Origin of the sequence: Streptomyces sp. RG80, assembly GCF_040446465.1 — a bacterium.
Classification (GTDB): Bacteria; Actinomycetota; Actinomycetes; order Streptomycetales; family Streptomycetaceae; genus Streptomyces.
Window position 1 is genome coordinate 344,128 of the sequence record NZ_JBEAAJ010000001.1, and the last position, 25,078, is coordinate 369,205.

Below are 25,078 nucleotides of genomic sequence, written 5' to 3' on the forward strand. Positions count from 1 at the left end.
GCCGCCCCGAACCAGGACCCGAGGACTGCAACCACACCTGTGGTCCGAGTGTCTGGAAGACAATGAGCACGATCCCTCAGCGGCCGCTGCCGCTGCCCGCCTCCGCGATACCCGACGGTTGCCTCCCCTGGGACGGGGAACAGACCCGGCGGTGGACCCAGGCCCTGCCCGCACGATGGGTGCCGATGCGCCTAGGCATGGGCGTCCTGGCCGGGGTGACGCTGGCCGGACTGGCCGGCTCCGGCGCCCTCGCCCGGTTCGCCGATCTGAGCCCCTGGGCCGCGGCCGCCGTCGCGCTGCACGCGATCTGGTTGGTGGTACGGCCCGAGGTCGTACGGGTCTCGGTGCCGCTGCTGCTCTTCGTGGTCCCGCTCCAGCAGCCGGCGCCGTGGGCGGTGAGCGTGCCCCTGCTCGCCATCCTGCTGCTGATCTGGGTGACCGCCGTGCTGCGGCTCGTCGCGCGCGGACGGCAGCGGGCGGCCGCCCTGGCCGCGGCCGGCGGGGCGACGGCCGTACTCCCCGACCAGGGCAAGACGTTCCGGCGGGGCACGCTCCTCGTCTGGTTCGGGCTGGCCACGACGGCGGCCGGAGCCGTGGCGGTCACGAGCGTGGGGAGCCGGGCGCTGGAGGCGGTGAGCGGCTACGCGGTGGGGCTCGGCCTCACCGCCGTACTCTCCGGCCTCCTCGGCCGCCGCCGAGCCGCCGCTCTGCGCGGCGCGCCCGTCCCGGTCCTGCGGGTGCTCGTCCGGGAGAACGCGGAGGTGGACGCCGAGGTCTACGCGGCCGACGACCTCGGCGCGCTGCGCCCCCTGTTCACCGTCTCGGTGTCGGAGCCGGACGACGAGGGCGAGCCCTTCTTCGAGGAGGCGGACGACGACGACTTCGACGAGGAGGCCGCCGAGGCGGAGATGCGCGAGGCCCTCGACCGGATCGACGACGAGGAACCCGGCCCCCTGCGCGAGGCCGTCCTGTACGGCACCCCCTACGACGGCGCCGAGATCCTCCTCGTCAGCGCCGACGAGAAGCCCGGCGAGCCGCCGCTGATCGAGCGGTCCCAGGGGCCCGTACGGCCGCTGTCCGACCGGTTCCGACAGGGCCGGATCGAGGGCGAGAAGCGCGCGGGGACCCGTAAGGCGGCGTACCAGGAACTGGGCCGGCTCGCTGCCGAGGCGGCGGCCGCCGAGCTCGGCTCGGGGGCCGTGCGACGGTGGCGCGCGGGGTGGATGGACCGGCTCGTCGCGGTCGTGGTGGTCCTGTGGTACGTCCCGGTCGTCATGAACGAGTCCGGCTGGTTCTGGCGGTACGTCCTCATCGGCGTCGTGGCGCTGGGCGGCGCCCTGCTGCTCCCCGAGCGGCTCGCCTGGACCGTCACCGCCGACAGCGAGGGCCTGTGGTTCAACGGCTTGCGCCGCGTCCGCCACCTCGCCTGGGACGACGTGCGCCTCGTCCGCTGCAAGGGCACCGAGCTGAAGATCGACAGCCGCCGGGCCGGCTTCCCCACCTGGACGATGTACGGCGTCCGCTGGGCGAAGCTGGAGCTACGGCGGGGCTGGACCCACCCCTACGAGCGCACCGCCGCCGAGATCACCGCGATGTGGCAGGACCCGGCGCTGCGGCCCACCGTCGCGGCGGGCGAGCGGGAGCGGGGGCGCCCGCTGTGGCCCCTCGCCGTGGCCCTGACGCTGGTCTTCGCGGCCGGGCTGGTGCTGCTGCCGTAGCGGGCGTCACGGTGCCCCCGGCCACACCAGGGCCATGTGCGCGCCCCAGTACACCGAGCCCGCCACCGCCGCCGTCAGGACCAGGATGCGGTGCCGGCGGGCGGCGTGGGAAAGGCGCAGGGCGAGGGGGAGCAGGAGCGGGAAGGCCGGGAGGAGGTAGCGGGCGCGCGGGAAGTAGACGCCGCCGCTGGTCAGGACGATGACCAGCAGGACTCCCGTGAAGACCAGCAGCGGGAGCGGCTGGCGGTCGCGCACCGACAGCGCGAAGAGGGCCACCGAGGTGATCAGCACCAGCGTCACCAGCACCAGGAACAGATGCGGTGTCGAGTCCCGCACCAGCAGCTGGCGGATCTCGCGCAGGGTGCGCAGACCGCCGTCCATCTCGTTGCTCCACAGCCGCTGTTCGGCGAAGTAGCCGTCCCAGCGGCCCACCCGCAGCCCCACCCAGGCGATGAACCCGCACCAGCCGAGCGGGGCGAGCAGGGCGGCCACGAGCGCCCTTGCGCAGAAGCCGCGGCGCAGGGAGAGCAGTGCCGCCACGGTGACCGCGGCGGCCACCGCGACGCCGGTCGGGCGGGTCAGGCCCGCGAGCACCGCCAGGGTGGCCGCCCACAGCCAGTTCCGTTTGAGCACGGCGTACAACGACCAGGCCGCGCACGCCGTGAACAGGGACTCGGTGTAGCCCATCCACTGCACCAGGCCGACCGGGAACGCCGCCCACAGGGTGGTGAGCAGGATCCCGACCCGGCGGCCGTGCAGTCGGTCGCCCACCGCGAAGACACCCCAGGCCGCGACGAAGGAGGCGACGACGGCGAGGCACAGGCCGGTGGTGGCACGGGTGCCGGGGGTGACGGCCGCGACCGCCTTGACCAGGACCGGGTAGAGCGGGAAGAACGCCAGGTTGCTTCCCTTCGGGCCGATGTCCCGGGCGTAGCCGTGGTCCGCGATCCCGAGGTACCACTTCGAGTCCCACTGCCGCGCCAGGATCGGCCAGAGCCCGTGGTCCTGGTGATGGGCCCACACCGCGAGGAACAGCAGACCCGCGAGGCGTACGGCGACGAAGGCGCCCAGCGCCGGGGCCGCGCGGCGCAGGGCGACGACGACGGCGGGGCGGCGGCGCGGCGTGGTCTCGGGTCGCTGGCTGCCCGGGATGCTGCCGCCGGGGACGGTTTCGGGGGCGGTCGAGGACACGGGGCGGCTCCGGGGCTCGGCGGACGGATGTCCGTCAACCGTTTCCCGGGGTGGGCGCCGGGACGTGGAGCGCACGTCAACCAGCGCCGCTAAATCACCCGTTGGGGTGCCCCCGGTCGGGTGGGGGCACCCCAACGGGGTGGGTCGGACGCCGAAACGGCGTGGTCAGATACCGGCCGCCGCCGACAGGTCCCGCTTGATCGCCGTCAGCAGTTCCGTCGCCTTCGCGCGGGCCGCGGGCAGGTCGGTGAGCGCGGGGACCGGGACCACGACCTCCAGGTAGCACTTGAGCTTGGGCTCGGTGCCGCTGGGCCGGACGATGACGCGGGCGCCGTCGAGGGTGTACCGCAGACCGTCGGTGGGCGGCAGCTTGTCGGTGCCCTGGGTGAGGTCCTCGGCCTTGGCGATCGCCAGGCCCGCCAGCTCGGTCGGGGGCTGCTCGCGCAGGCGCCGCATGGCGTCGGCGATGACCGAGAGGTCCTCCACCCGGACCGACAGCTGGTCGGTGGCGTGCAGCCCGTGCTCCACGGCGAGGTCGTCGAGGAGGTCGAGCAGCGTGCGGCCCGCCTCTTTCAGCTCCGACGCCAGCTCGGTGATCAGGAGGGCGGCGGTGATGCCGTCCTTGTCCCGTACGCCGTCGGGGTCGACGCAGTAGCCGAGGGCCTCCTCGTAGCCGTAGCGCAGGCCCTCGACGCGGGCGATCCACTTGAAGCCGGTGAGGGTCTCCTCGTACGGGAGGTTCGCCTTCTCGGCGATCCGGCCGAGGAGGGAGGAGGAGACGATCGACTCGGCGAAGACGCCCTGCGCGCCGCGCCGGACGAGGTGCGCGGCGAGGAGCGCGCCGACCTCGTCGCCCCGGAGCATGCGCCACTCGGCACCGTCCTTGACGGCCACGGCACAGCGGTCGGCGTCCGGGTCGTTGGCGATGATCAGGTCGGGGTCGGTCTCGCGGGCCCGGGCGAAGGCGAGGTCCATCGCGCCGGGCTCTTCCGGGTTGGGGAAGGCGACGGTCGGGAAGTCCGGGTCGGGCTCGGCCTGCTCGGCGACGAGGACCGGCTCCGGGAAGCCCGCGCGGGCGAAGGCGGCGAGGAGGACGTCCTTGCCGACGCCGTGCATCGCCGTGTAGACGGTGCGGGCGGTGCGCGGGGAGCCCTGTGCGAGGACCGCGTCCGTGCGGGCGAGATAGGCGTCGAGGACCGCGTCGTCGAGGGTCTCCCAGCCGGACTCCGGGCGGGGGACGTCGTTCAGGCTCGCGATCGCGTCGATCTCGGCGGCGATCTCCGCGTCGGCGGGCGGCACGATCTGGGAGCCGTCGCCGAGGTAGACCTTGTAGCCGTTGTCGCGCGGCGGGTTGTGGCTGGCGGTGACCTCCACGCCGGCGACCGCGCCGAGGTGCCTTATGGCGTACGCCAGGACGGGGGTGGGGAGCGGGTGGGGGAGGACGGCGGCGCGGAGACCGGCGCCCGTCATGACCGCCGCGGTGTCCCTCGCGAAGTCGGCGGACTTGTACCGGGCGTCGTAGCCGATGACGACGAGGCCGCCCGTCTCGCCCTTGGCCTTGAGGTACGCGGCGAGGCCGGCGGCGGCGCGGATCACGACGGTGCGGTTCATCCGCATCGGGCCGGCACCGAGCTCGCCCCTCAGGCCCGCCGTGCCGAACTGGAGCGTGCCGCTGAAACGGGCGGCGAGTTCGGTGACGTCTCCGGCCTCGATGAGCTTGGCGAGTTCGTCACGGGTCTCCGCGTCGGGGTCCTCGGCCAGCCAGGTCTTGGCTCGTGCGATGAGATCGTCGTGCACGGTCGGTCCAACCTCTCGTTCTGGGTGTGCGGTGCGTCGTGGCTACGGCGGTGAGGTTTTCGCCCCCGCCGCCCTTACCCGTTCCCATCCCCAGGGGGCTCTGCCCCCTGGACCCCCGCTCCTCAAACGCCGGAGGGGCTGAGCTTGGGCCGAAGCGGGGGTCCGGGGGCGCAGCCCCCGGGATGGGACGGGTAGGGGCGGCGGGGGCGAGAAAAAGTCCCGTCGGCTACAGCCGGCCCAGTACCTGGGCCAGCAGCGCGCCCATCTGGGTCGCCGAGTCGCGGCCCGCCTGGAGCACCTCTTCGTGGTTCAACGGCTCACCGGTCATACCCGCCGCAAGGTTCGTCACCAGCGAGATGCCCAGCACCTCCGCACCCGCCTCACGCGCCGCGATCGCCTCGAGCACCGTCGACATGCCCACGAGGTCCGCCCCGATCACGCGAGCCATCCGGATCTCGGCCGGCGTCTCGTAGTGCGGGCCGGGGAACTGGGCGTAGACACCCTCCTCCAGCGTGGGGTCGATCTCCTTGCACAGGGCGCGCAGCCGGGGGGAGTACAGGTCCGTCAGGTCGACGAAGTTCGCGCCGATGATCGGGGACGTCGCCGTGAGGTTGATGTGGTCGCTGATCAGGACCGGCTGGCCGGGACGCATGCCCTCGCGCAGACCACCGCAGCCGTTCGTCAGCACGATCGTCTTGCAGCCGGCCGCGACCGCCGTACGGACGCCGTGCGCGACGGCGGCCACGCCACGGCCCTCGTAGTAGTGCGTGCGGCCCAGGAAGACCAGGACCCGCTTCTCACCGTTCTTGTACGAGCGGATCTTGCCGCCGTGGCCCTCCACCGCCGGCGGCGGGAAACCGGGCAGCTCGGTGACCTGGAACTCGGCGTCGGGAGCGCCGAGGGCGTCCACGGCCGGCGCCCAGCCGGAGCCCATCACGAGGGCGACGTCGTGGGTCTCGGCGCCGGTCAGTTCGCGCAGGCGCGAGGCGGCGGCGTCGGCGGCGGCGTGCGGGTCGCCCTGGATGTCGTCCGGAAGAAGAGATGCGTTCACGCGGATGAGCGTAGCCGGTTTCCGCCTACGCGCGTAGATGACAGAGCGAACGGGATGTCGATCGTTGCCTTGTCGTTTCCAACGAACGGTGTGACGCGGGCGTCGGGCGGCGTCAGCAGGGGCGCTTGCGCAGCTCCATCACATAGTCGTGCGGCGCGCCCGCCGACTCCGCGGCGTCCGCGATCTCCCCCAGGTACCGCGCCGACGGCAGGCCGCCCTCGTAGGCGTCGAGGACGTAGACCCACGCCGACTCCTCGGTCTCCAGGGTGTGGACGCGGATCCGCATCCGGCGGTAGATGCCGAGGCCGACGCCCTCCCAGCGGTCCATCGACTCCTCGTCCAGCGGCGCGATGTCGTACAGCGCGACGAAGACCTGGGACTCGGGGTCCTCGACGAGGGTCGCGAGGGCGCCCTCCCAGCCCATCTGCTCGCCGCCGAAGGTCAGCCGCCATCCGTTCAGCCAGCCGGTCGCGCGCAGCGGCGAGTGCGGTGCGCGGCGCGTCATCAGCCGCGCGTCGAGGTTGCCGGCGTACGCGGCGTAGAGCGACATGGGGAGAGGGTACGGCAGCGGGCTCACCCGTCTCCCCGGTCCCGCAGGTAACAAGATGGGCCGTCCCGCGGCCCCCGGGCAGTGGCACCCGGGGGCGTGCGGGACAATGGAGCATGTGACTCGGATCGTGATCATCGGTGGCGGACCCGGCGGATATGAAGCGGCGCTGGTCGCGGCGCAGCTCGGCGCGGAGGTGACCGTCGTCGACTGCGACGGTCTGGGCGGAGCGTCGGTGCTGACCGACTGCGTGCCGTCGAAGACCCTTATCGCTACGGCCGAGGTGATGACCACCTTCGACTCGTCGTACGAAGAGCTCGGCATCATCGTCGCCGACGACACCCCTCCCCTGGAGCAGGCCGCCCGGGTGGTCGGTGTGGACCTCGGGAAGGTCAACCGGCGTGTGAAGCGGCTCGCGCTCGCGCAGTCCCACGACATCACCGCCTCGGTCACCCGGGCCGGCGCCCGCGTGCTGCGCGGCCGGGGCCGGCTCGACGGCATGCAGTCGCTCGACGGCTCCCGCAAGGTCGTCGTCACCGCGGCCGACGGCACCGAGGAGACCCTCACCGCCGACGCCGTGCTCCTCGCGACCGGCGGCCACCCCCGCGAGGTGCCCGACGCCCAGCCCGACGGCGAGCGCATCCTCAACTGGACGCAGGTCTACGACCTCACCGAGCTGCCGGAAGAGCTCATCGTGGTCGGTTCGGGTGTGACCGGCGCCGAGTTCGCCGGTGCCTATCAGGCGCTCGGTTCCAAGGTCACCCTCGTCTCGTCCCGTGACCGCGTCCTCCCCGGAGAGGACCCGGACGCCGCCGCCGTCCTGGAGGACGTCTTCCGGCGCCGCGGCATGAACGTCATGGCCCGCTCCCGCGCCGCCGCCGCCAAGCGGGTCGGCGACCGCGTCGAGGTCACCCTCTCCGACGGCCGTGTCATCACCGGCTCCCACTGCCTCATGGCCGTCGGCGCCATCCCCAACAGCGCGGGCCTCGGTCTGGAGGAGGCCGGCGTCAGGGTGCGCGAGTCCGGGCACATCTGGACCGACAAGGTGTCCCGTACGACCGCCCCGGGCGTGTACGCCGCCGGTGACGTGACCGGTGTCTTCGCCCTCGCCTCGGTCGCCGCCATGCAGGGCCGTATCGCCATGTACCACTTCCTCGGCGACGCGGTGGCCCCGCTGAACCTGAAGACCGTCTCCTCCAACGTCTTCACCGACCCCGAGATCGCCACCGTCGGCTACACGCAGGCGGACGTCGACGCGGGCAAGATCGACGCCCGGGTCGTGAAGCTCCCGCTGCTGCGCAACCCGCGCGCGAAGATGCAGGGCATCCGCGACGGCTTCGTCAAGATCTTCTGCCGCCCGGGTACCGGCATCGTGGTCGGCGGTGTGGTCGTTTCGCCGCGCGCCTCGGAACTGATCCATCCGATCTCGATCGCGGTCGACAACAACCTGACCGTCGAGCAGATCGCGAACGCCTTCACCGTGTACCCGTCCCTTTCGGGGTCGATCGCCGAGGTGGCCCGACAGCTTCACACCCGTAAGGAGACGGGCGAGAGCTAGGACGGGTTCTGGCGGCCGAAACCGACTCCTCGCTGGTCACAGGGAGTTGTCGCCCATTCGTACGGCATAGTCGGCGGGCGTAGGCCCTATACCACTTCCGACCCTTCTGTGCGAACAACTTCTGTTATTCGGCGCATACTGCTGAAAGCAGACGGTCGTTGGGGTTACTGTCAGTTTCGTGTTCGCTGCAGAACGTCGCCAATTGATCCTCGAAATGGTGCGAGCCAACGGGGCCGTGTCGCTCCGTGAGCTCGCCCGCGTCGTCCAGACCTCCGAAGTGACCGTACGGCGGGACGTGCGCGCACTGGAGGCAGAAGGACTCCTCGACCGCCGGCATGGCGGTGCGGTATTGCCGGGCGGGTTCACGCGGGAGTCCGGCTTTCCGCAGAAATCACATCTCGCGACCGCCGAGAAGACGGCTATCGCCGACCTCGCCGCGAACTTCGTCGAAGAAGGCGAAGCGATCGTGGTCGGGGCGGGTACGACGACACAGGAGCTGGCCCGCCGGCTCGCTCGCGTACCCGGGCTGACCGTCGTCACCAACTCCCTTTTGGTGGCTCAGGCGTTGGCCCATGCCAACCGGGTGGAAGTCGTGATGACCGGCGGCACGCTGCGCGGTTCCAACTACGCCCTCGTGGGCTCCGGCGCCGAGCAGTCCCTCCAGGGGCTGCGGGTCTCGCGGGCCTTCCTGTCGGGCAGCGGTCTCACCGCCGAGCGTGGACTGTCCACGTCCAACATGCTCTCCGCCTCCGTCGACCGGGCGCTCGTCCAGGCCGCCGCGGAGGTCGTCGTCCTCGCCGATCACACCAAGCTCGGTTCGGACACGATGTTCCAGACCGTGCCGACCGATGTGATCACGCGGCTGGTGACCGACGAGCCGCCGGCCCATGACGACCGTGCCGCCACGGAGTTGCAGGCACTGGCCGACCAGGGTGTGCAGATCGCTGTCGCCGGGGGTTCGGGGAGTGATTCGGTCCCCCCGCGCCAACCTCGCCGGGACGTGTCCCTCCCGGGGCCGCGACGGGTGCCGGCCGGCTCCGCCGGGGCGGGGCTTCGGGCGACGTCGGTGCTGAGTGAGCCGGCGGCGGGGGCGGAGCAGCGGGCGGCGCGGGTTGCGGATATGCGGCGGCGGTAGGGTTTCTTCGCCTGTTCGCCGTGGGGGTTCGTGTTTGCTGCGCGGGTGCCGGTTGGGTGTGGCTGGTCGCGCAGTTCCCTGCGCCCCTCAGGTGCGTTGGCCCTGGGTGGGTTTCAAGCCCCGTAGCGTCAGCGTCAGCAGTCTGTCCGCCAGATCTGGATCGCTCGACGTCTCCTCCGCTGCCAGCGCGATCGCGTGCGTCAGTTGGAGCAGGTCGCCGATCGCCACGTCCTCGCGTACCGTGCCCGCCTCCTGAGCTCTTGCCAGGAGGGCGCCGCCCGCTTCCCGGATGGGGTCGCTGCATCTGGCCAGGGCCGAGTCGGCGTCGTGGCCGACGGACATCAACGCCCTTGCCAGGCCCCGGTACTCGCTCGCCTGCGTGATCATCTCGCGGAGCCAGGTCACCAGGGCCGCGCAGGGGTTCGGGTCCGCCAGGAGTTCGCGGGAGCGGGCCAGCAAGTCCGCCACCGCGTCCTCGAAGACCGCGCTCAACAGCGCGTCGCGGTTGGGGAAGTGGCGGTAGAGGGTGCCGATGCCCACGCCCGCGCGGCGGGCCACGTCCTCCAGCGACGCCTCGGCGCCGTGGGCGGCGAAGGCCGTGCGGGCCTCGGCGAGGAGGCGCTCGTAGTTACGGCGGGCGTCCGCGCGCATGACCCGCGCCGGCGCTGGTGTCGCCGTGGCCTCCCGGTTGCCCATGGCTCCCACCTGCCCTCTCTCGCGCCCCCCGTGTGCTTCCAGGATGCCATCGCAAGACGCCCGGCCGGGCTCCCTGGGCCACGCTCAGGCCGTACCTTCTTCTCGGGGGAGTACGTCTTGTGGTTTCCCCCGACATCTCAGGACTTCTCATGGCGAGAGCAGCGCCGGGAGAGTGCTTATGGAGATCGCCGGTGTGGACGCGCGGCGCGTGCTGATGCTCGCGGGCGACCTGGACGGGGTCACCTCCGCGCAGGAACTGAGGGAGCGGGCCCTGTCCGCGCTGATGGAACTGATCCCCGCGGACGCGGGACAGGCGTACCGGTTCTCGCTCGACGGCACCGGAGTGTCCGCCCTGTCCCTGCCCGTGGACTCCTTCCACACGGACCCGATGGTGATCTACGACCATCCCCTGGACCACCCGCTGACCGACGTCATGGTGGAGACACCCACGGCGGAGGCCTGGCGGGTGAGCGATGTCGCCGGGGACCGCCAGTGGCGGCGCACCCACTGCTACAACCTCGACTTCCGTCCCTTCGGGCTGCGCCGGCACCTGGTGGCCTCGGCAGGTGCGGCCGGGGCGGCCGTCGAGGGCTACGCGCTGGTCCGCGCGGGCGGCGACTTCACCGAACGGGACCGTGATCTGTTCGCCTTCGCCCAGCTCCAACTCGCCGATGCGGAGCGGCGGTTCGCCGAGCGGCAGCGGCTGCTCGCGCTCTGTGCGGCCGCCCTCGAGCTGGTCGGCGGTCAGGGGCACGGTGTCGCGGCCATCGGCGAGAGCGGCCGGCCCGAGCCGCTGAACGCCGTCGCCGGCCAACTGCTGGCCCTCGTGCGCGCCGATCCCCGTCTCGGCGTGGGCGACTTCACCGCCCGTGACGTCGAGGTGCGGCACATTTCCCCGGCCACCCCGGGACTACCCGCCCTGCTCCTGCTGCGGGACCTCGCCCAAGGGCGCGCCGTGGCCCGGCTGTTCGGGGTGACCGAGCAGGAGCACCGGACCCTGCGCCACCTCGACGGCGGGCGGACGGCGACCGAGACGGCCCGCCGGATGGGACTGTCGCCGACCACCGTGCGGGGCTACATCGCCTCTCTGCACCGCAAGTTGGAGGCGGGACACACCGCGGCGCTGCTGCGCAGAGGGCGCGACCTGGGGCTGCTCGCCGACTGAGAAGCGATGCCGACCGAGAGGAGGTGCCGACCGAGAGCCGATATGGCGATGTAAGGCGCTATGTCGCGACCCCTCACAATTGACGGATGGTCATCGGTCACGCCCCCTCGCTTCACTGGACGAAGGCGCTCCGTACGGGGGCAGGCCGCCAAGGGGGACTCTCATGACCACGACGTCGCCACACGCACCGACCGCCGCCGAGGAGGCCCGGGGGCCACGGGTCGGCAGGGTCCTGCTGGCCCTGTCGGCGCTGCTCGGGCCGCTGATGCTGGCGCTCGCGGTCGGGACGCTGCCGTACGCGACCGACGACTCGACGAAGGAACTGGTCGCGGCCATCGCCGACGACCGGGGCATGGTCCAGCTCTCCCAGTGGGGCTGGGCGTTGGGGCTGATCCTGCTGGTGCCGGGCACGGTCGGGGTGGGGCTGCTGGCGATGACGCGCTCCCCGAAGCTGGGACTCTGGGGCGCCGCCGTGTTCGGTACCGGGCTGCTGGCGATCGCCACCACCCCCAACCTCGACCAGGTCACGCTGGGCGGGCTGGAGAAGGGTGTCGGTCAGCAGGCGCTGGTGCGGGTCACCGACGGCACCTACGAGCTGGCGGTGAACGCCGTGCCGACCCTGTACTTCGTCGCCGCCCACGTCATCGGCGCGATCCTGCTCGGGGTGGCCCTGCTGCGGGGGCGGAGCGTTCCCGCGTGGGCGGCCTGGGTGCTGATCCTGTCCATGCCGCTGAACGTGGTCGGCTTCGTCGCCGGGCTGATGCCGGTCGCCGTGCTGTCCTTCGTGATGCTGGCCGTCGGGTTCGGCGCGGCGGGGCTGGTCATCGCCCGCGACGGCACCGGATGGGTCCGCGCCTCGTAGGGCCCGCAGACCACCGTCTCGGGGGACGGGGAGAACGGAGCGCCCGGCGGACTGACTGCTCCAGTCCGCCGGGCGCTCCGGGATGCCGTACGAGAAGACCCGCGACCTCAGTCCTTGATCTCGCAGATGGCCGCGCCGGAGGTGATCGAGGCGCCGACCTCCGCGGACAGGCCCTTGACGGTGCCGGAGCGGTGCGCGTTGAGCGGCTGCTCCATCTTCATGGCCTCCAGGACGACGACCAGGTCGCCCTCCTTGACCTCCTGGCCCTCCTCGACCGCGATCTTGACGATCGTGCCCTGCATCGGGGAGGCGAGGGTGTCGCCGGAGGCGACGGGGCCGGACTTCTTGGCCGCGCGGCGCTTGGGCTTGGCGCCCGCCGCCAGACCCGTGCGGGCCAGGGACATGCCGAGGGAGGACGGGAGGGAGACCTCGAGGCGCTTGCCGCCGACCTCGACGACGATCGTCTCGCGGTCCTTGTCGTCCTCGTCCGTCTCGGCGTCGGCCGGGGCGGCGAAGGGCTTGATCTCGTTGACGAACTCGGTCTCGATCCAGCGGGTGTGGACCGTGAAGGGGTCCTGGCTGCCGGTGAGTTCGGGGGCGAACGCCGGGTCCTTGACGACCGCGCGGTGGAACGGGATGGCCGTGGCCATGCCCTCGACCTGGAACTCCTCCAGGGCGCGCGCGGCCCGCTGGAGGGCCTGCTCGCGGGTGGCGCCGGTGACGATCAGCTTGGCCAGCAGGGAGTCCCACGCCGGGCCGATGACCGAGCCGGACTCGACACCGGCGTCCAGGCGCACACCCGGGCCGGACGGCGGGGCGAAGGTGGTGACGGTGCCGGGGGCCGGGAGGAAGTTGCGGCCCGGGTCCTCGCCGTTGATGCGGAACTCGAAGGAGTGGCCGCGCAGCTCCGGGTCGCCGTAACCGAGCTCCTCGCCGTCGGCGATACGGAACATCTCGCGCACCAGGTCGATGCCGGCGACCTCCTCGGTCACCGGGTGCTCCACCTGGAGACGGGTGTTGACCTCCAGGAAGGAGATCGTGCCGTCCATGCCGACGAGGAACTCCACGGTGCCAGCGCCGACGTAGCCGGCCTCCTTGAGGATGGCCTTCGAGGAGGAGTACAGCTCGGCGACCTGGGCCTCGGAGAGGAACGGCGCGGGGGCCTCCTCGACCAGCTTCTGGTGGCGGCGCTGGAGCGAGCAGTCACGCGTGGACACGACGACCACGTTGCCGTGCTGGTCGGCCAGGCACTGGGTCTCCACGTGCCGCGGCTTGTCCAGGTAGCGCTCGACGAAGCACTCGCCGCGACCGAACGCGGCGACGGCCTCACGGACCGCCGAGTCGTAGAGCTCGGGCACCTCTTCGAGGGTGCGGGCGACCTTCAGACCGCGACCGCCGCCACCGAAGGCGGCCTTGATGGCGATCGGCAGACCGTGCTCCTCGGCGAAGGCGACGACCTCCTCCGCGCCGGAGACCGGGTCGGGCGTACCGGCGACCAGCGGGGCGCCCGCGCGCTGCGCGATGTGCCGGGCGGCCACCTTGTCGCCCAGGTCGCGGATGGCCTGCGGGGGCGGGCCGATCCAGATCAGGTCCGCGTCCAGGACCGCCTGCGCGAACTCGGCGTTCTCCGACAGGAAGCCGTACCCCGGGTGGATGGCGTCAGCGCCCGACTCGCGCGCCGCGTTCAGGACCTTCTCGATGTCCAGGTAGCTCGTCGCCGGGGTGTCACCGCCCAGGGCGAACGCCTCGTCCGCGGCGCGGACATGCAGAGCGTCCCGGTCCGGTTCCGCGTACACGGCCACACTGGCGATACCGGCATCCCGGCAGGCCCGGGCCACGCGGACAGCGATTTCGCCACGGTTGGCGATGAGCACCTTGCGCACGATTGAGGCTCCCTCCTTGAAACAAGCCGAGTTTAGGGACAGCCGACACGGCACTTCGACCCGTCCCCGGTGGTGAGCTAGCCCACACGGAGCGTGAGACGAGGCTTGCTCGACGCGCGAAATCCCTTGTCGCACCTCGGTACGCAGGACTCCTCCCGGAAACCCTAGCCCTCCTCTGTGGTCAAGGTCTCTGTGAGAGCGTGCTGCGGACCACTCCCTTTCTTTGTGGAGTCCCTACGAATGGCCCAACGATTCTTTGCCCTCCCTCGAACCCTTGTCCCGCGGTTTACCCGTTAGTAGCGTTCGCCTGTATCGAACGTACTTCGAGTAACAAGAGCTCGGCTTGAGAGTGGGTGGGGGCCGGTGGTGCGCAGACCGGTGGCGTGGGTCGTTGCGGTCGTGCTCTTCGTCGAGGCGCTCGGCATCGCGGCGGTGCAGTGGTTCATGGGTGTCGTCGTGGACCGGCAGGACATGTCCCTGGCCGGGCTGGACCCGGACGTGATGTCGATGTCGTCGAAGATCGGCGGCATCCTCTTCGGCCTCTACTTCGCGCTGTGCGGCCTGGTCGCGCTGCTCGTGGCGCTACGGAACCGTCCGCCGGCCGGCTTCGGCCGCGTCCTGCTGATCAGCGCGGCCGTGGTGCACGCGCTGCTGGGCGCGTTCGCGTGGGGGCTGCTGGGCTGGCCGGAGTTCGTCTTCATGGTGGTCGTGCTCGCGCTGATAGTGCTGCTCCTGATGACGTACGACCGTCCTCAGGAGCCCACTCTCATCGCGCCGCGGGACGCCGAGCCGGAGGGCCCGAAGGGGGACGACGCGGCCCCCGTCACGCCTGCGCCGGCGCCCACAACTCCGTGATGCCTACGCCCAGTTGGGCCAGCAGCTTGCGAACGAGGGGCAGGCTGATGCCGATCACGTTGCCGTGGTCGCCGTCGATGCCCTCGATGAACGGTGCCGAGCGGCCGTCCAGGGTGAACGCCCCGGCGACGTAGAGGGGTTCGCCGGAGGCGACGTACGCGGCGATCTCCTCGTCGGTCGGCTCGCCGAAGCGGACGACCGTGGAGGCGACGGCGGAGGCATACCGGCCGCTGACGGTGTCGTAGACGCAGTGGCCGGTCTGGAGGGTGCCCGCGCGGCCGCGCATGGCCTTCCAGCGGGCGGTGGCCTCCTCCGGGTCGGCGGGCTTGCCGAGCGCCTCGCCGTCCAGGTCCAGGACCGAGTCGCAGCCGATCACCAGAGCGCCCTTGACCTCGGGCTTCGCCGACACCACGGAGGCCTTCGCCTCGGCCAGGGCGAGCGCCAGATCGGCGGGGGTGGGGGCGGTGACGGCGTCCTCGTCGACCCCGCTCACGAGCACCTCGGGGGCCAGCCCGGCCTGCCGCAGCAGGTTGAGCCGGGCGGGTGACTGGGAGGCGAGGACGAGTCGACGGTGTGGCTGATCAGTCATGCGGTCAGGGTATCGGCGTCCCTCATCGCACGCCGAGCACGATCATCGCGAGCACCATGGCCAACGCCAGGAAGAACCCCAGTCTGCGCAACATCTCCTGCATGTCGCGCAGTTCCTCGGGCGGTTCGTTCTCGGGGTCGGACCAGAGCATGCCTCCAGCGTGCGTCGGCACCCTCGGGCCACGCCTGAGTACGCGTACTCAACTTCACCAAACGGGTCTCTGGTTCCGTTACTCTGTCTTCTATTAAAGGAACTCCGGTCCCGTTTGGAAGGGCGTGCCATGTTCACCACCGTCTGGACCGCGTCACCCCAGCTCCCCAGTGAGGGCTTCACCCCCAACTGGTCCCGGGAGGGCTTCTGGCGGCAGTCGCTGCGCCAGACCGTCCTGCTGACCGGGGGCGGGGAGCGGGTGCGGATACGGCTCTCCCACGCCTACGGGACCTCGCCCCTGCGCCTGGCTGGAGCGAGCGCGGCGACCTCGGGAGCGCCGACGCGGCTCACCTTCGAGGGCGGGTCCGGCGTCGAGATCCCCGCGCGCGGCGAGGCCGTCAGCGACGCCGTCCCGCTCGCCGTCACTGCCGGGGAGCCGCTGACGGTCACGCTGTACTTCGAGGCGGCGACCGGGCCCGCCACGTTCCACGCGCAGGCCTTCACGACCAGCCTGCGGGGCGAGGGCGACCTGCTGGCGGACGTGGGCGGGCAGGGCTTCGACGCGGTGAGCGAGTCCTGGTACTTCCTGAGCGCGGTCGAGGTCGACGCCGGCCGCACGGACGGGGTCGCGCTGTTCGGCGACTCCCTCACCGACGGCTTCGGGTCCACGCCGGGCGCCGACCGCCGGTGGTCCGACGCCCTGGCCCGGCGCACCGGACGGCCCGTCCTGAACGCCGGGATCGGCGGGAACCTGCTGCTCAACGACTCCGCGTGGTACGGCGAGAAGGGCGTGCGCCGGCTGCGGCGGGACGTCCTGGAGCAGCGGGGCGTGGATACGCTCGTCGTGCTGATCGGGCTCAACGACATCGGGTTCAGCGAGACCGACGAACAGCCCACGTACAAACCCGCGCCCGTGGTCGAGGCCGACGAACTGATCGCCGGGTACCGCGAGTTGCTGCGTCAGGCCCGGCGCGGCGGACTGCGGGTCGTCGGCTGCACCCTGCTGCCCTTCGGCGGCTCGAACCACTGGGGCGAGCACGCGGCCAAGGTGAGCCACGAGGTCGACGAGTGGATCCGCGGCTCGGGCGAGTTCGACGCGGTGGTCGACCTGCACCGGGTGATGGCCGACCCGGCGGACCCGGACCGGCTGCACCCGGCGTACGACTTCGGCGATCACCTGCACCCGAACGACGAGGGGTACGAGGTGATGGCCGAAGCCGTGGCGGTGGCCCTCTAGCTCGGCCAGTAACTACGGGCCCATGTCGTGGGCCCCGGCTGCGGCAGTCGGCGTACCGCGATGCGGGACGGGTCCGACCACCCGTCCCGCGGCTCGGGCGCGCCGGACGGAGCGGCTGCTGCCGCCGCGGCGCGGGCTCGGACCACCGCCAGGGCGGCGGCCAGCTCCTCGGGGGTGGGGTTGCCCCGTACGACCTTGATCGTCACAGCGGCTCCTTTACAGAGGGATGTTGCCGTGCTTCTTCGGGGGCAGGGACTCCCGCTTGGTGCGCAGCTGGCGCAGGCCCCGGACGACGTGCCGGCGGGTGTCCGAGGGCATGACGACGGAGTCGATGTAGCCGCGCTCGGCCGCGATGTAGGGGTTGAGGAGGGTGTCCTCGTACTCCCGAATCAACCGGGCGCGCACCGCCTCCAGGTCCTCCCCGTTCGCCTCCGCCTCCGCGATCGTGCGCCGGTGCAGGATGTTGACCGCGCCCTGGGCGCCCATGACGGCGATCTGGGCGGTCGGCCAGGCGAGGTTGAGGTCCGCGCCGAGGTGCTTGGAGCCCATGACGTCGTAGGCGCCGCCGAAGGCCTTGCGGGTGATGACGGTGATCAGCGGGACCGTCGCCTCCGCGTAGGCGTAGATCAGCTTGGCGCCGCGGCGGATGATGCCGTCGTGCTCCTGGTCGACGCCGGGCAGGAAGCCGGGCACGTCCACGAAGGTGATGACGGGGATGTTGAAGGCGTCGCAGGTGCGCACGAAGCGCGCGGCCTTCTCGCTGGCCTGGATGTCGAGGCAACCGGCGAACTGCATGGGCTGGTTGGCGACGATCCCGACCGGGTGGCCCTCCACCCGCCCGTAACCGGTGAGGATGTTCGGCGCGAACAGCGGCTGCGTCTCGAAGAACTCGGCGTCGTCCAGGATGTGCTCGATCACCGTGTGCATGTCGTACGGCTGGTTGGCGCTGTCCGGGACGAGCGTGTCCAGCTCCAGGTCCTCGGCGGTGACGGTGAGGTCCGCCTCCTCCGCGAACACCGGTGCCTCGGAGAGGTTGTTGGACGGCAGGTACGACAGCAGCTGCTTGACGTACTCGATGGCGTCCTTCTCGTCGCCGGCCATGTGATGCGCCACGCCCGACACCGAGTTGTGGGTGCGGGCGCCGCCCAGCTCCTCGAAGCCGACGTCCTCGCCGGTGACCGTCTTGATGACGTCGGGCCCTGTGATGAACATGTGCGAGGTCTGGTCGACCATGACCGTGAAGTCGGTGATGGCGGGGGAGTAGACCGCGCCCCCCGCGCACGGGCCGACGACCAGCGAGATCTGCGGGATCACACCGGAGGCGTGGGTGTTGCGGCGGAAGATCTCGCCGTACGCCCCCAGGGAGGCGACCCCCTCCTGGATACGGGCGCCGCCGGAGTCGTTGATGCCGATGACCGGGCAGCCGGTCTTCAGCGCGAAGTCCATGACCTTGACGATCTTCTGGCCGTAGACCTCGCCCAGCGCGCCGCCGAAGACGGTGAAGTCCTGGGAGAACACGGCGACGGGGCGGCCGTCGACGGTGCCGTACCCGGTGACGACACCGTCGCCGTACGGGCGGTTGTTCTCCAGGCCGAAGTTGGTGGAGCGGTGCCGGGCGAACTCGTCCAACTCCACGAAGGAGCCCTCGTCGAGGAGCAGGTCGATGCGCTCACGGGCCGTCAACTTGCCCTTGGCGTGCTGTTTCTCCACGGCGCGTTCGGAGCCGGCGTGCGTCGCCTCGTCGATGCGGCGCTGGAGGTCCGCGAGCTTGCCCGCGGTGGTGTGGATGTCGATCTCTTCCGGCTCGGACATCGGGCTGTCGGCTCCCTGCCTGCTCAAAAGGGGGGACGGTTACTCATCCGTAGAGTAGTGGTGGGGCTACCAATCAGCAGTGCGGCGTTTCACACACCTAGGGTGGCTTGCATGACGCCGCGAGATGCTTCAGACGACAACCGTTGGTCCAACCTCGATCGTCCGCCCCTCAACGGCGCCGCGCTCCGGCGCGGGCTCGTGCGCGACGGCGGGCACGAGGGCCTGTACTGCGATGTGGACGTCGTGCAGCGCACCGGCTCCACCAACGCCGACCTGGTGAATCTCGCCGTCAAGGGCGACGCCGAGCAGGGCGCGGTCCTCGTCGCCGAGGAGCAGACCGCCGGGCGGGGGCGCCTGGACCGGCAGTGGACGGCACCCGCCCGCTCCGGCCTCTTCTTCTCCGTCCTGCTGAAGCCGGCCGAGGTGCCGGTCGCCCGCTGGGGCTGGCTGCCACTGCTGACCGGCGTGGCCGTCGCGACCGGGCTGTCCCGGGCCGCGGGTGTCGACACGGCACTCAAGTGGCCCAACGACCTGCTGGTGACCGTCGGCGGCGAGGAGCGCAAGGCCGGCGGCATCCTCGCCGAGCGCGCGGGCGACGACGGTGTCGTCATCGGCGTCGGCATCAACGTCACCCTCCGCGAGGACGAGCTCCCGGTCCCCCAGGCGGGCTCGCTGCTGCTGGCCGGCGCGGTCACCACGGACCGGGACCCGCTGCTGCGGGCGGTGCTGCGATCGCTGGAGGAGTGGTACGACCGCTGGCGCGCGGCAGGCGGCGACCCGGCGACGAGCGGCCTCCAGGAGACGTACGCGGCGGGCTGCGCGACGCTGGGACGGACAGTAAGGGCGGAGCTCCCGGGCGACCGCTCGATCACGGGCGAGGCAGTGGCGGTGGACGGCGACGGCCGCTTGGTGATCGCGACGAAGGACGGCGTACAGGAGCCGGTCGGGGCGGGCGACATCGTCCACTTGCGACCGGCGTGAGCTGCACCCACCTCAAGGGGCGCGGGGCTGTATCGATTTGCGGCTCCGCCGCGTGGGCGCGACCAGCCACAACGCACCAGCACGCGACCGGCAACCTTCACCACCCCCTCCTTCGGCTCCGCGGGAGTGAGCTGCGGCACACCTGCCGTAAAGTGAAGGCCGGTCGAACCTGACCACGGCAGATCGGAAGGGCAGCAGGCGTGACCGTCGACGACACGGGCTCCGACACCGACGCGCATCCGCTGGCCGTGCGTCTGGAGGCGCTGATCCTCGGCGCCGAGCGGCGCTACACGCCCTTTCAGGCGGCCCGTACCGCCGGTGTCTCGATGGAGCTGGCGACCCGTTTCTGGCGGGCGATGGGCTTCGCGGACGTCGGACAGGCCAAGGCCTTCACCGAGGCGGACGTCCTCGCGCTGCGGCGTCTGGCCGGTCTCGTGGAGGCGGGGCTGCTGAGCGAGGCGATGGCCGTGCAGGTGGCCCGCTCCACCGGACAGACCACCGCCCGGCTCGCCGAGTGGCAGATCGACTCGTTCCTGGAGGGCCTCACCGACCCCCCGGAACCCGGGATGACCCGCACCGAGGTGACGTACCCGATCATCGAGCTGCTCCTGCCCGAGCTGGAGGAGTTCCTGGTCTACGTCTGGCGCCGCCAGCTCTCCGCCTCCGCGGGCCGGGTCGTGCAGGCCGCGGACGACGAGGAGATGGTGGACCGGCGGCTCGCCGTGGGCTTCGCCGACCTCGTCGGGTTCACACGGCTGACCCGCCGGATGGAGGAGGAGGAACTCGGCGAGCTCGTCGAGGCCTTCGAGACCACCGCCGCCGACCTGGTCGCCGCGAACGGCGGCCGGCTCATCAAGACCCTCGGCGACGAGGTGCTCTACGCCGCCGACGACGCGGGCGTCGCCGCCGAGATCGCGCTGCGGCTCATCGAGACCATGGCGAACGACGAGACCATGCCGGAGCTGCGCGTGGGCATCGCCTTCGGCACGGTGACCACTCGTATGGGCGATGTCTTCGGTACGACGGTGAACCTCGCCTCCCGGCTCACTTCGATAGCTCCCCGCGACGCCGTCCTGGTGGACACCGCCTTCGCCGAGGAGCTGATCCGCACCACCGAGGCCCCCGCCTCCGAGGCTGAGGCCGCCGAGGCCGCGGCCGCCGCCGAGAAGGAGGGCGAGGAGCCGCCGACCTACCGGTTCGCGCTCCAGCCGATGTGGCAGCGCCCGGTGCGAGGCCTGGGCGTGGTCGAGCCGTGGCTGCTCACCCGGCGCACCGGCGGACCGGCGTAACGCCGCTCAGCGCCCCAGCGGACCCACACACAGCCCGATGACCGGCACGCACACACCGCCGGGCTGCTCGGGTTCGGGCGCCGGCGGGGTCTGACTCGGGGTCGGCGCGGGGGCCGGCTGCGGCGCCGCGCTGCTCGGGGCCGGTGCCGGGGGCGCGGTGGTGGCCGGCGGGTCGTTCGGGGCGTCGGGGATGGTCGTGGCCAGGGCCGGCGGCGCCGCCGCCACGGGCGCCGCGGTCGTCGCGGACGGCAGGGGTACGACGGTGCCGGCCGCCGTCGGTGCCGCGCTCGCCCCGCCCAGCGCGGCGGTCTCGGACGGCCCCGCCTTCGGTACCGAACCGACGGTCGCGGCCGCGTTGGTCGCCCGGTCCGTGCCGGTGGCCGGGTCGTCGAGACGGGGTTCGGCCTCCGTGGTGCCGGTGCCGGGACCGCCGCCGATGCCCGGCTCGGACGCCAGTCGTACGAGGCTCAGCGCACCGGCTGCCAGGGCGAGTCCGCCGGCGGCGAGCAGCAGCTTGCGCGGGCGGGGACGACGATGCCGGCCACGCGGCACGCGGGGGCCGAAGAGGCGGACCGGAACGGCCTCGGGAACCTCGGTGGCGGTGGCTCTCTCCGGCCTCGTCAGCGTGTCCGTCGTCATCGTCATCACGATCCTCCCCGTGCGCTCGCGCCCCCGGTGCGCTGTGGCGAGCGCACGCTATGCGCTCCCGTGGGCGAAGGGACCGGAGTCGGGCGGAATGTCACTCGAACGGGGTGCCGGGCCGGGAAGCGGGAACCGTGCGGCGGCCTGCCCTTTCGCCTCGCCGTCCCGGCTGCGATGATCGGGGCGGACGTTGTTAACCCGCGTTAACCGGAGGGTGTCATGAGCGAGGAACGGTACGGGGAGTACGTGCTGGTGCGGCGGCACGGACACGTCGCGGAGCTCGCCCTCGACCGGCCGAAGGCCATGAACGCCGTGTCCACGGAGATGGCCCGGTCGCTGGGCGCCGCGTGCGCGGCACTGGGGGACGACAAGGACGTACGGGTGGTCGTGCTGACCTCGACGCACGAGCGGGCGTTCTGTGTCGGGGCGGATCTGAAGGAGCGCAACTCCTTCAGCGACGCCGACCTGCTCCGGCAGCGGCCGGTGACGCGCGGGGCGTACACCGGGGTGCTGGAACTGCCGGTGCCGACGATCGCGGCGGTGCACGGCTTCGCGCTCGGCGGCGGCTTCGAGCTGGCCCTGGCCTGTGACGTGATCGTGGCGGACCGTACGGCGGTGGTGGGGTTGCCGGAGGTCTCGGTCGGGGTGATCCCGGGCGGTGGGGGCACGCAGCTGCTGCCGCGTCGGGTGGGCGCTGCCCGGGCCGCGGAACTGATCTTCACGGCGCGGCGGGTGGCGGCAGGGGAGGCCCGGGAGCTGGGGCTCGTGGACCTGCTGGTGGAGGAGGGGCGGGACCGGGCGGAGGCGCTGGAGATGGGGGCGCGGATCGCCGCGAATTCCCCGGTGGGGTTGAGAGCCGCGAAGAAGGCGCTGCGGCTCGGGCACGGGCTGGACCTGCGGGCGGGCCTCGAGGTCGAGGACGCGGCGTGGCGGGCGGTGGCGTTCTCGGGGGACCGGGCGGAGGGAGTGCGGGCGTTCAACGAGAAGAGGACGCCGGAGTGGCCGGGGGAGTGAGTCGGCCGGCGGAGTGAGAGGGGCTGCTGCGGCTCAGGGGGCGTGGGTCGTCGGTGGTGGACGGTAGGGCAACACCTGTTCGGCGCATCAATGTCCCTGTTCGCCCCAAACCTCCCTAGCCTGGAGTGATGGGTGAGGACAAGCGGCTCGCGGCCGTCGTCGCGTTGGCGCAGGGCATGGCGGCAGCCCACGGGTCGCGTGAGGCGTGGCGGGCCGCGGCGACCGGTGCGTGCCGTGCCCTGGGCGGGAGTTTCGCCGCGCTGTCCGTGTGGGAGCGGGAGCTCGGGCGGCTCAGGGTGCTGGTCAACGTGGGCGAGCGGGCCCCCGACGAGGAGGAGTTCCCCGACGGGGAGGCCTACCCCGTCCACCAGTTCCCCGAGATCACCGAGTTCCTGCACGAGCGGTGGGCCGGGGGCGGGGAGCCCAACGCGTGGGTGGAGACGGCGCAGGGTCCGGCCGCCGGACGCCGGCCAGGGTATGTGCATCAGCGCGTCGCCGCGCTGCGGCGCCGGGGCCGTGGGTGCTGTGTGGTCGCGCCCATCGTGCTCAACGGGCGGGCCTGGGGCGAGCTGTATGTCGCCCGCCCCGCCGGTGAGGCCGTCTTCGACCGCGCCGACGCCGACTTCGCCACCGTCCTCGCCTCGGTCGTCGCCGCCGGGATCGCCCAGACCGAGCGGCTGGAGGAGGCGAGACGGCTGGCCTTCACCGACGCGCTCACCGGCCTCGCCAACCGCCGCGCCGTCGACGTACGCCTCGACGAGGCCGTCGAGCGGCACAAGCGGGAGGGCGTGGTCGTCAGTCTCGTCGTGTGCGATCTGAACGGGCTCAAGCGGGTCAACGACACCCAGGGGCACGCCGTCGGTGACCGGCTGCTCGAGCGGTTCGGGTCGGTGCTGTCCCTGTGCGGGGCCATGCTGCCCGGCGCGCTCGCCGCCCGGCTCGGCGGCGACGAGTTCTGTCTGCTGGCCGTGGGGCCGAGCGCCGACGCCGTCGTCAAGGCCGCCGACGAACTCTGCCGCCGGGCCGCCGAGTTGGAGCTCGGGGACGGCGTGGCCTGCGGAGTCGCCTCCACCGAGGACCCCATCGGACCGGTGCGCTCCGCCCGCCGCCTCTTCCGGCTCGCCGACGCCGCCCAGTACCGCGCCAAGGCCGAACACGCCGCCAAGCCGGTCGTCGCCGGCCGGGAGGGGCCGGACGACCCCGTCGTACGACTGGCCGACGCGCCCTCGCGCGAGGGGCACGCGGAGCGGCGGCGGTTCCGGGGGCGCCGACTGTGACGTACGCGTGGGTAAGGGGCGAACCCCGAATCCACTCGTGACATCTTCGTCTTCAGTGCGTACGCTCCTGAATATGGATATGCACACTGTGGTGGTGGGGACGTCCGGGGTGACCGCGTCCGACGTTCTCGCCGTGGCGCGCGGCGGCGCCCGGGTCGAGCTCTCCGCCGAGGCGGTCGCGGCGCTGACCGCCGCCCGCGAGATCGTGGAGGCGCTGGCCGCCAAGCCCGAGCCCGTCTACGGCGTGAGCACCGGCTTCGGCGCCCTGGCGACCCGGCACATCAGCACCGAGCTGCGCGCCCAGTTGCAGCGCAACATCGTCCGCTCGCACGCCGCCGGCATGGGTCCGCGCGTCGAGCGGGAGGTCGTACGGGCCCTGATGTTCCTGCGGCTCAAGACCGTCTGCTCGGGCCACACCGGTGTCCGGCCCGAGGTCGCCCAGACCATGGCCGACGTCCTCAACGCCGGGATCACCCCGGTCGTCCACGAGTACGGCTCCCTCGGCTGCTCCGGCGACCTCGCGCCGCTGTCCCACTGCGCCCTCACGCTGATGGGCGAGGGGGACGCCGAAGGGCCCGACGGCGCCGTCCGCCCCGCCGGTGAACTGCTCGCCGAACACGGCATCGCCCCCGTCGAACTGCGCGAGAAGGAGGGCCTCGCCCTCCTCAACGGCACCGACGGCATGCTCGGCATGCTGGTCATGGCCCTCGCCGACCTCGACCTGCTCTACAAGTCCGCCGACATCACCGCCGCCCTCTCGCTGGAGGGCCTGCTCGGCACCGACAAGGTCCTCGCCCCCGAGCTGCACGCCGTCCGCCCGCACCCCGGGCAGGGCGCCAGCGCCGCCAACATGCTGGCCGTGCTGAAGGGTTCGCAGCTCACCGGGCACCACCAGGACGACGCCCCGCGCGTCCAGGACGCCTACTCGGTGCGCTGCGCCCCGCAGGTCGCGGGCGCCGGCCGGGACACCATGGCGCACGCCCGGCTGGTCGCCGAGCGGGAGCTGGCCTCCGCCGTCGACAACCCCATCGTCCTGCCCGACGGAAGGGTCGAGTCCAACGGAAACTTCCACGGCGCGCCCGTCGCCTACGTCCTGGACTTCCTCGCCATCGCCGCCGCCGACCTCGCCTCCATCGCGGAGCGGCGCACCGACCGGCTGCTCGACAAGAACCGCAGCCACGGCCTGCCGCCGTTCCTCGCGGACGACGCGGGTGTCGACTCGGGGCTGATGATCGCCCAGTACACGCAGGCCGCGCTGGTGAGCGAGATGAAGCGGCTGGCCGTACCGGCGTCCGCGGACTCGATCCCGTCCTCCGCGATGCAGGAGGACCACGTGTCGATGGGCTGGTCGGCCGCGCGCAAGCTGCGCACGGCCGTCGACAACCTCACCCGGGTCGTCGCCGTCGAGCTGTACGCCGCCACGCGCGCCGTGGAACTGCGCGAGGGACTCTCCCCGGCGCCGGCCTCGCAGGCGGTCATCGAGGCCGTACGGAAGGCGGGCGTCCAGGGTCCCGGCCCGGACCGGTTCCTGGCGCCGGACCTGGCCGCGGCGGACGCGTTCGTGCGCGGCGGGCAGCTGGACGCGGCGGCGGAGACGGTCACCGGTCCGCTTCAGTAGGCAGAGCGGAG

The 25,078-nt window shown here is 72.2% G+C and carries 23 protein-coding genes; 12 read left to right on the top strand and 11 right to left on the bottom strand.

Going from position 1 to position 25,078, the window contains the following annotated elements:
• The first annotated feature begins 62 nt into the window (after positions 1-62).
• The gene (locus tag ABKA17_RS01650; protein ID WP_353689977.1) at positions 63-1,718 is read left to right on the top strand and encodes a hypothetical protein; all 1,656 of its coding nucleotides are present in this window, start codon (positions 63-65) and stop codon (positions 1,716-1,718) included.
• Between the two features lie 6 nt (positions 1,719-1,724).
• On the opposite strand, the gene ABKA17_RS01655 is transcribed toward ABKA17_RS01650, so the two are convergent.
• The 4 genes from ABKA17_RS01655 to ABKA17_RS01670 all read right to left on the bottom strand — a co-directional run bounded on the left by ABKA17_RS01655 (position 1,725) and on the right by ABKA17_RS01670 (position 6,307).
• Positions 1,725-2,909, bottom strand: a complete 1,185-nt coding sequence (locus ABKA17_RS01655) for a putative hexosyltransferase (RefSeq protein ID WP_502994094.1) — start codon at positions 2,907-2,909, stop codon at positions 1,725-1,727.
• Positions 2,910-3,074: 165 nt separating this feature from the next.
• Complete coding sequence (locus ABKA17_RS01660; RefSeq protein WP_353689978.1) at positions 3,075-4,706, bottom strand: phospho-sugar mutase; 1,632 nt, start codon at positions 4,704-4,706, stop codon at positions 3,075-3,077.
• A gap of 226 nt (positions 4,707-4,932) precedes the next feature.
• Positions 4,933-5,757 carry a purine-nucleoside phosphorylase gene (locus ABKA17_RS01665; RefSeq protein WP_353689979.1) on the bottom strand — a complete coding sequence of 275 codons (825 nt, stop codon included), beginning with the start codon at positions 5,755-5,757 and terminating at the stop codon, positions 4,933-4,935.
• Between the two features lie 112 nt (positions 5,758-5,869).
• On the bottom strand, positions 5,870-6,307 hold the full coding sequence (locus ABKA17_RS01670; RefSeq protein WP_353689980.1) for a gamma-glutamylcyclotransferase family protein: 438 nt from the start codon (positions 6,305-6,307) through the stop codon (positions 5,870-5,872).
• A gap of 106 nt (positions 6,308-6,413) precedes the next feature.
• Here ABKA17_RS01670 and ABKA17_RS01675 point away from each other — a divergent pair, with 106 nt between their 5' ends.
• Together ABKA17_RS01675 and ABKA17_RS01680 are read left to right on the top strand one after the other, a co-directional pair.
• Positions 6,414-7,862 (top strand): NAD(P)H-quinone dehydrogenase, encoded by a 1,449-nt coding sequence (locus tag ABKA17_RS01675; RefSeq protein ID WP_353689981.1) that lies wholly within the window; start codon positions 6,414-6,416, stop codon positions 7,860-7,862.
• A gap of 214 nt (positions 7,863-8,076) precedes the next feature.
• Complete coding sequence (locus ABKA17_RS01680; protein WP_046261164.1) at positions 8,077-8,997, top strand: DeoR/GlpR family DNA-binding transcription regulator; 921 nt, start codon at positions 8,077-8,079, stop codon at positions 8,995-8,997.
• A gap of 87 nt (positions 8,998-9,084) precedes the next feature.
• Here the strand turns inward: ABKA17_RS01680 and ABKA17_RS01685 are convergent, their stop codons facing one another.
• Positions 9,085-9,648, bottom strand: coding sequence for a TetR/AcrR family transcriptional regulator (locus tag ABKA17_RS01685; protein WP_502994141.1), 564 nt, complete (start codon positions 9,646-9,648; stop codon positions 9,085-9,087).
• A 223-nt stretch (positions 9,649-9,871) separates the two neighbouring features.
• On the opposite strand from ABKA17_RS01685, the gene ABKA17_RS01690 reads away from it, so the two are divergent.
• Both ABKA17_RS01690 and ABKA17_RS01695 read left to right on the top strand, forming a co-directional pair.
• A complete protein-coding gene (locus tag ABKA17_RS01690; RefSeq protein WP_353689983.1) occupies positions 9,872-10,858 on the top strand; it encodes a helix-turn-helix transcriptional regulator in 987 nt (328 codons plus the stop codon).
• 163 nt (positions 10,859-11,021) lie between these two features.
• Positions 11,022-11,720: a hypothetical protein gene (locus tag ABKA17_RS01695; protein WP_353689984.1), complete on the top strand. Its 699-nt coding sequence runs from the start codon at positions 11,022-11,024 to the stop codon at positions 11,718-11,720.
• 107 nt (positions 11,721-11,827) lie between these two features.
• On the opposite strand, the gene ABKA17_RS01700 is transcribed toward ABKA17_RS01695, so the two are convergent.
• Positions 11,828-13,603 (bottom strand): acetyl/propionyl/methylcrotonyl-CoA carboxylase subunit alpha, encoded by a 1,776-nt coding sequence (locus ABKA17_RS01700; RefSeq protein WP_353689985.1) that lies wholly within the window; start codon positions 13,601-13,603, stop codon positions 11,828-11,830.
• Between the two features lie 363 nt (positions 13,604-13,966).
• Here ABKA17_RS01700 and ABKA17_RS01705 point away from each other — a divergent pair, with 363 nt between their 5' ends.
• On the top strand, positions 13,967-14,458 hold the full coding sequence (locus ABKA17_RS01705; protein ID WP_353689986.1) for a hypothetical protein: 492 nt from the start codon (positions 13,967-13,969) through the stop codon (positions 14,456-14,458).
• On the opposite strand, the gene ABKA17_RS01710 is transcribed toward ABKA17_RS01705, so the two are convergent.
• Positions 14,427-15,047 (bottom strand): Maf family protein, encoded by a 621-nt coding sequence (locus ABKA17_RS01710; RefSeq protein ID WP_353689987.1) that lies wholly within the window; start codon positions 15,045-15,047, stop codon positions 14,427-14,429. The two genes, ABKA17_RS01705 and ABKA17_RS01710, sit on opposite strands and share 32 nt — an antisense overlap.
• Positions 15,048-15,069: 22 nt before the next feature.
• The gene (gene mmpB / locus ABKA17_RS01715; protein ID WP_353689988.1) at positions 15,070-15,198 is read right to left on the bottom strand and encodes a morphogenic membrane protein MmpB; all 129 of its coding nucleotides are present in this window, start codon (positions 15,196-15,198) and stop codon (positions 15,070-15,072) included.
• Between the two features lie 129 nt (positions 15,199-15,327).
• On the opposite strand from mmpB, the gene ABKA17_RS01720 reads away from it, so the two are divergent.
• A complete protein-coding gene (locus ABKA17_RS01720; RefSeq protein WP_353689989.1) occupies positions 15,328-16,434 on the top strand; it encodes an SGNH/GDSL hydrolase family protein in 1,107 nt (368 codons plus the stop codon).
• Here ABKA17_RS01720 and ABKA17_RS01725 read toward each other — a convergent pair.
• Positions 16,431-16,640 carry an acyl-CoA carboxylase subunit epsilon gene (locus tag ABKA17_RS01725; protein ID WP_353689990.1) on the bottom strand — a complete coding sequence of 70 codons (210 nt, stop codon included), beginning with the start codon at positions 16,638-16,640 and terminating at the stop codon, positions 16,431-16,433. The genes ABKA17_RS01720 and ABKA17_RS01725 overlap by 4 nt on opposite strands.
• A 10-nt stretch (positions 16,641-16,650) precedes the next feature.
• Positions 16,651-18,246: an acyl-CoA carboxylase subunit beta gene (locus tag ABKA17_RS01730; RefSeq protein ID WP_353689991.1), complete on the bottom strand. Its 1,596-nt coding sequence runs from the start codon at positions 18,244-18,246 to the stop codon at positions 16,651-16,653.
• Between the two features lie 111 nt (positions 18,247-18,357).
• On the opposite strand from ABKA17_RS01730, the gene ABKA17_RS01735 reads away from it, so the two are divergent.
• Positions 18,358-19,227, top strand: coding sequence for a biotin--[acetyl-CoA-carboxylase] ligase (locus ABKA17_RS01735; RefSeq protein WP_353689992.1), 870 nt, complete (start codon positions 18,358-18,360; stop codon positions 19,225-19,227).
• Between the two features lie 200 nt (positions 19,228-19,427).
• Positions 19,428-20,516 (top strand): adenylate/guanylate cyclase domain-containing protein, encoded by a 1,089-nt coding sequence (locus ABKA17_RS01740; protein WP_353689993.1) that lies wholly within the window; start codon positions 19,428-19,430, stop codon positions 20,514-20,516.
• A 6-nt stretch (positions 20,517-20,522) separates the two neighbouring features.
• Here ABKA17_RS01740 and ABKA17_RS01745 read toward each other — a convergent pair whose 3' ends face one another.
• Positions 20,523-21,161, bottom strand: coding sequence for a hypothetical protein (locus ABKA17_RS01745; protein ID WP_353689994.1), 639 nt, complete (start codon positions 21,159-21,161; stop codon positions 20,523-20,525).
• A gap of 216 nt (positions 21,162-21,377) precedes the next feature.
• Between ABKA17_RS01745 and ABKA17_RS01750 the strand changes: the two genes are divergently transcribed.
• The 3 genes from ABKA17_RS01750 (at position 21,378) to hutH (ending at position 25,067) form a co-directional block, all read left to right on the top strand.
• Positions 21,378-22,172, top strand: a complete 795-nt coding sequence (locus ABKA17_RS01750; RefSeq protein ID WP_353689995.1) for an enoyl-CoA hydratase/isomerase family protein — start codon at positions 21,378-21,380, stop codon at positions 22,170-22,172.
• Positions 22,173-22,300: 128 nt separating this feature from the next.
• Positions 22,301-23,449 carry a GGDEF domain-containing protein gene (locus tag ABKA17_RS01755; protein WP_353689996.1) on the top strand — a complete coding sequence of 383 codons (1,149 nt, stop codon included), beginning with the start codon at positions 22,301-22,303 and terminating at the stop codon, positions 23,447-23,449.
• Between the two features lie 79 nt (positions 23,450-23,528).
• Entirely contained in the window at positions 23,529-25,067 is a 1,539-nt protein-coding gene (gene hutH / locus ABKA17_RS01760; protein ID WP_353690747.1) for a histidine ammonia-lyase, read from the top strand.
• The last annotated feature ends 11 nt before the right edge of the window (positions 25,068-25,078 follow it).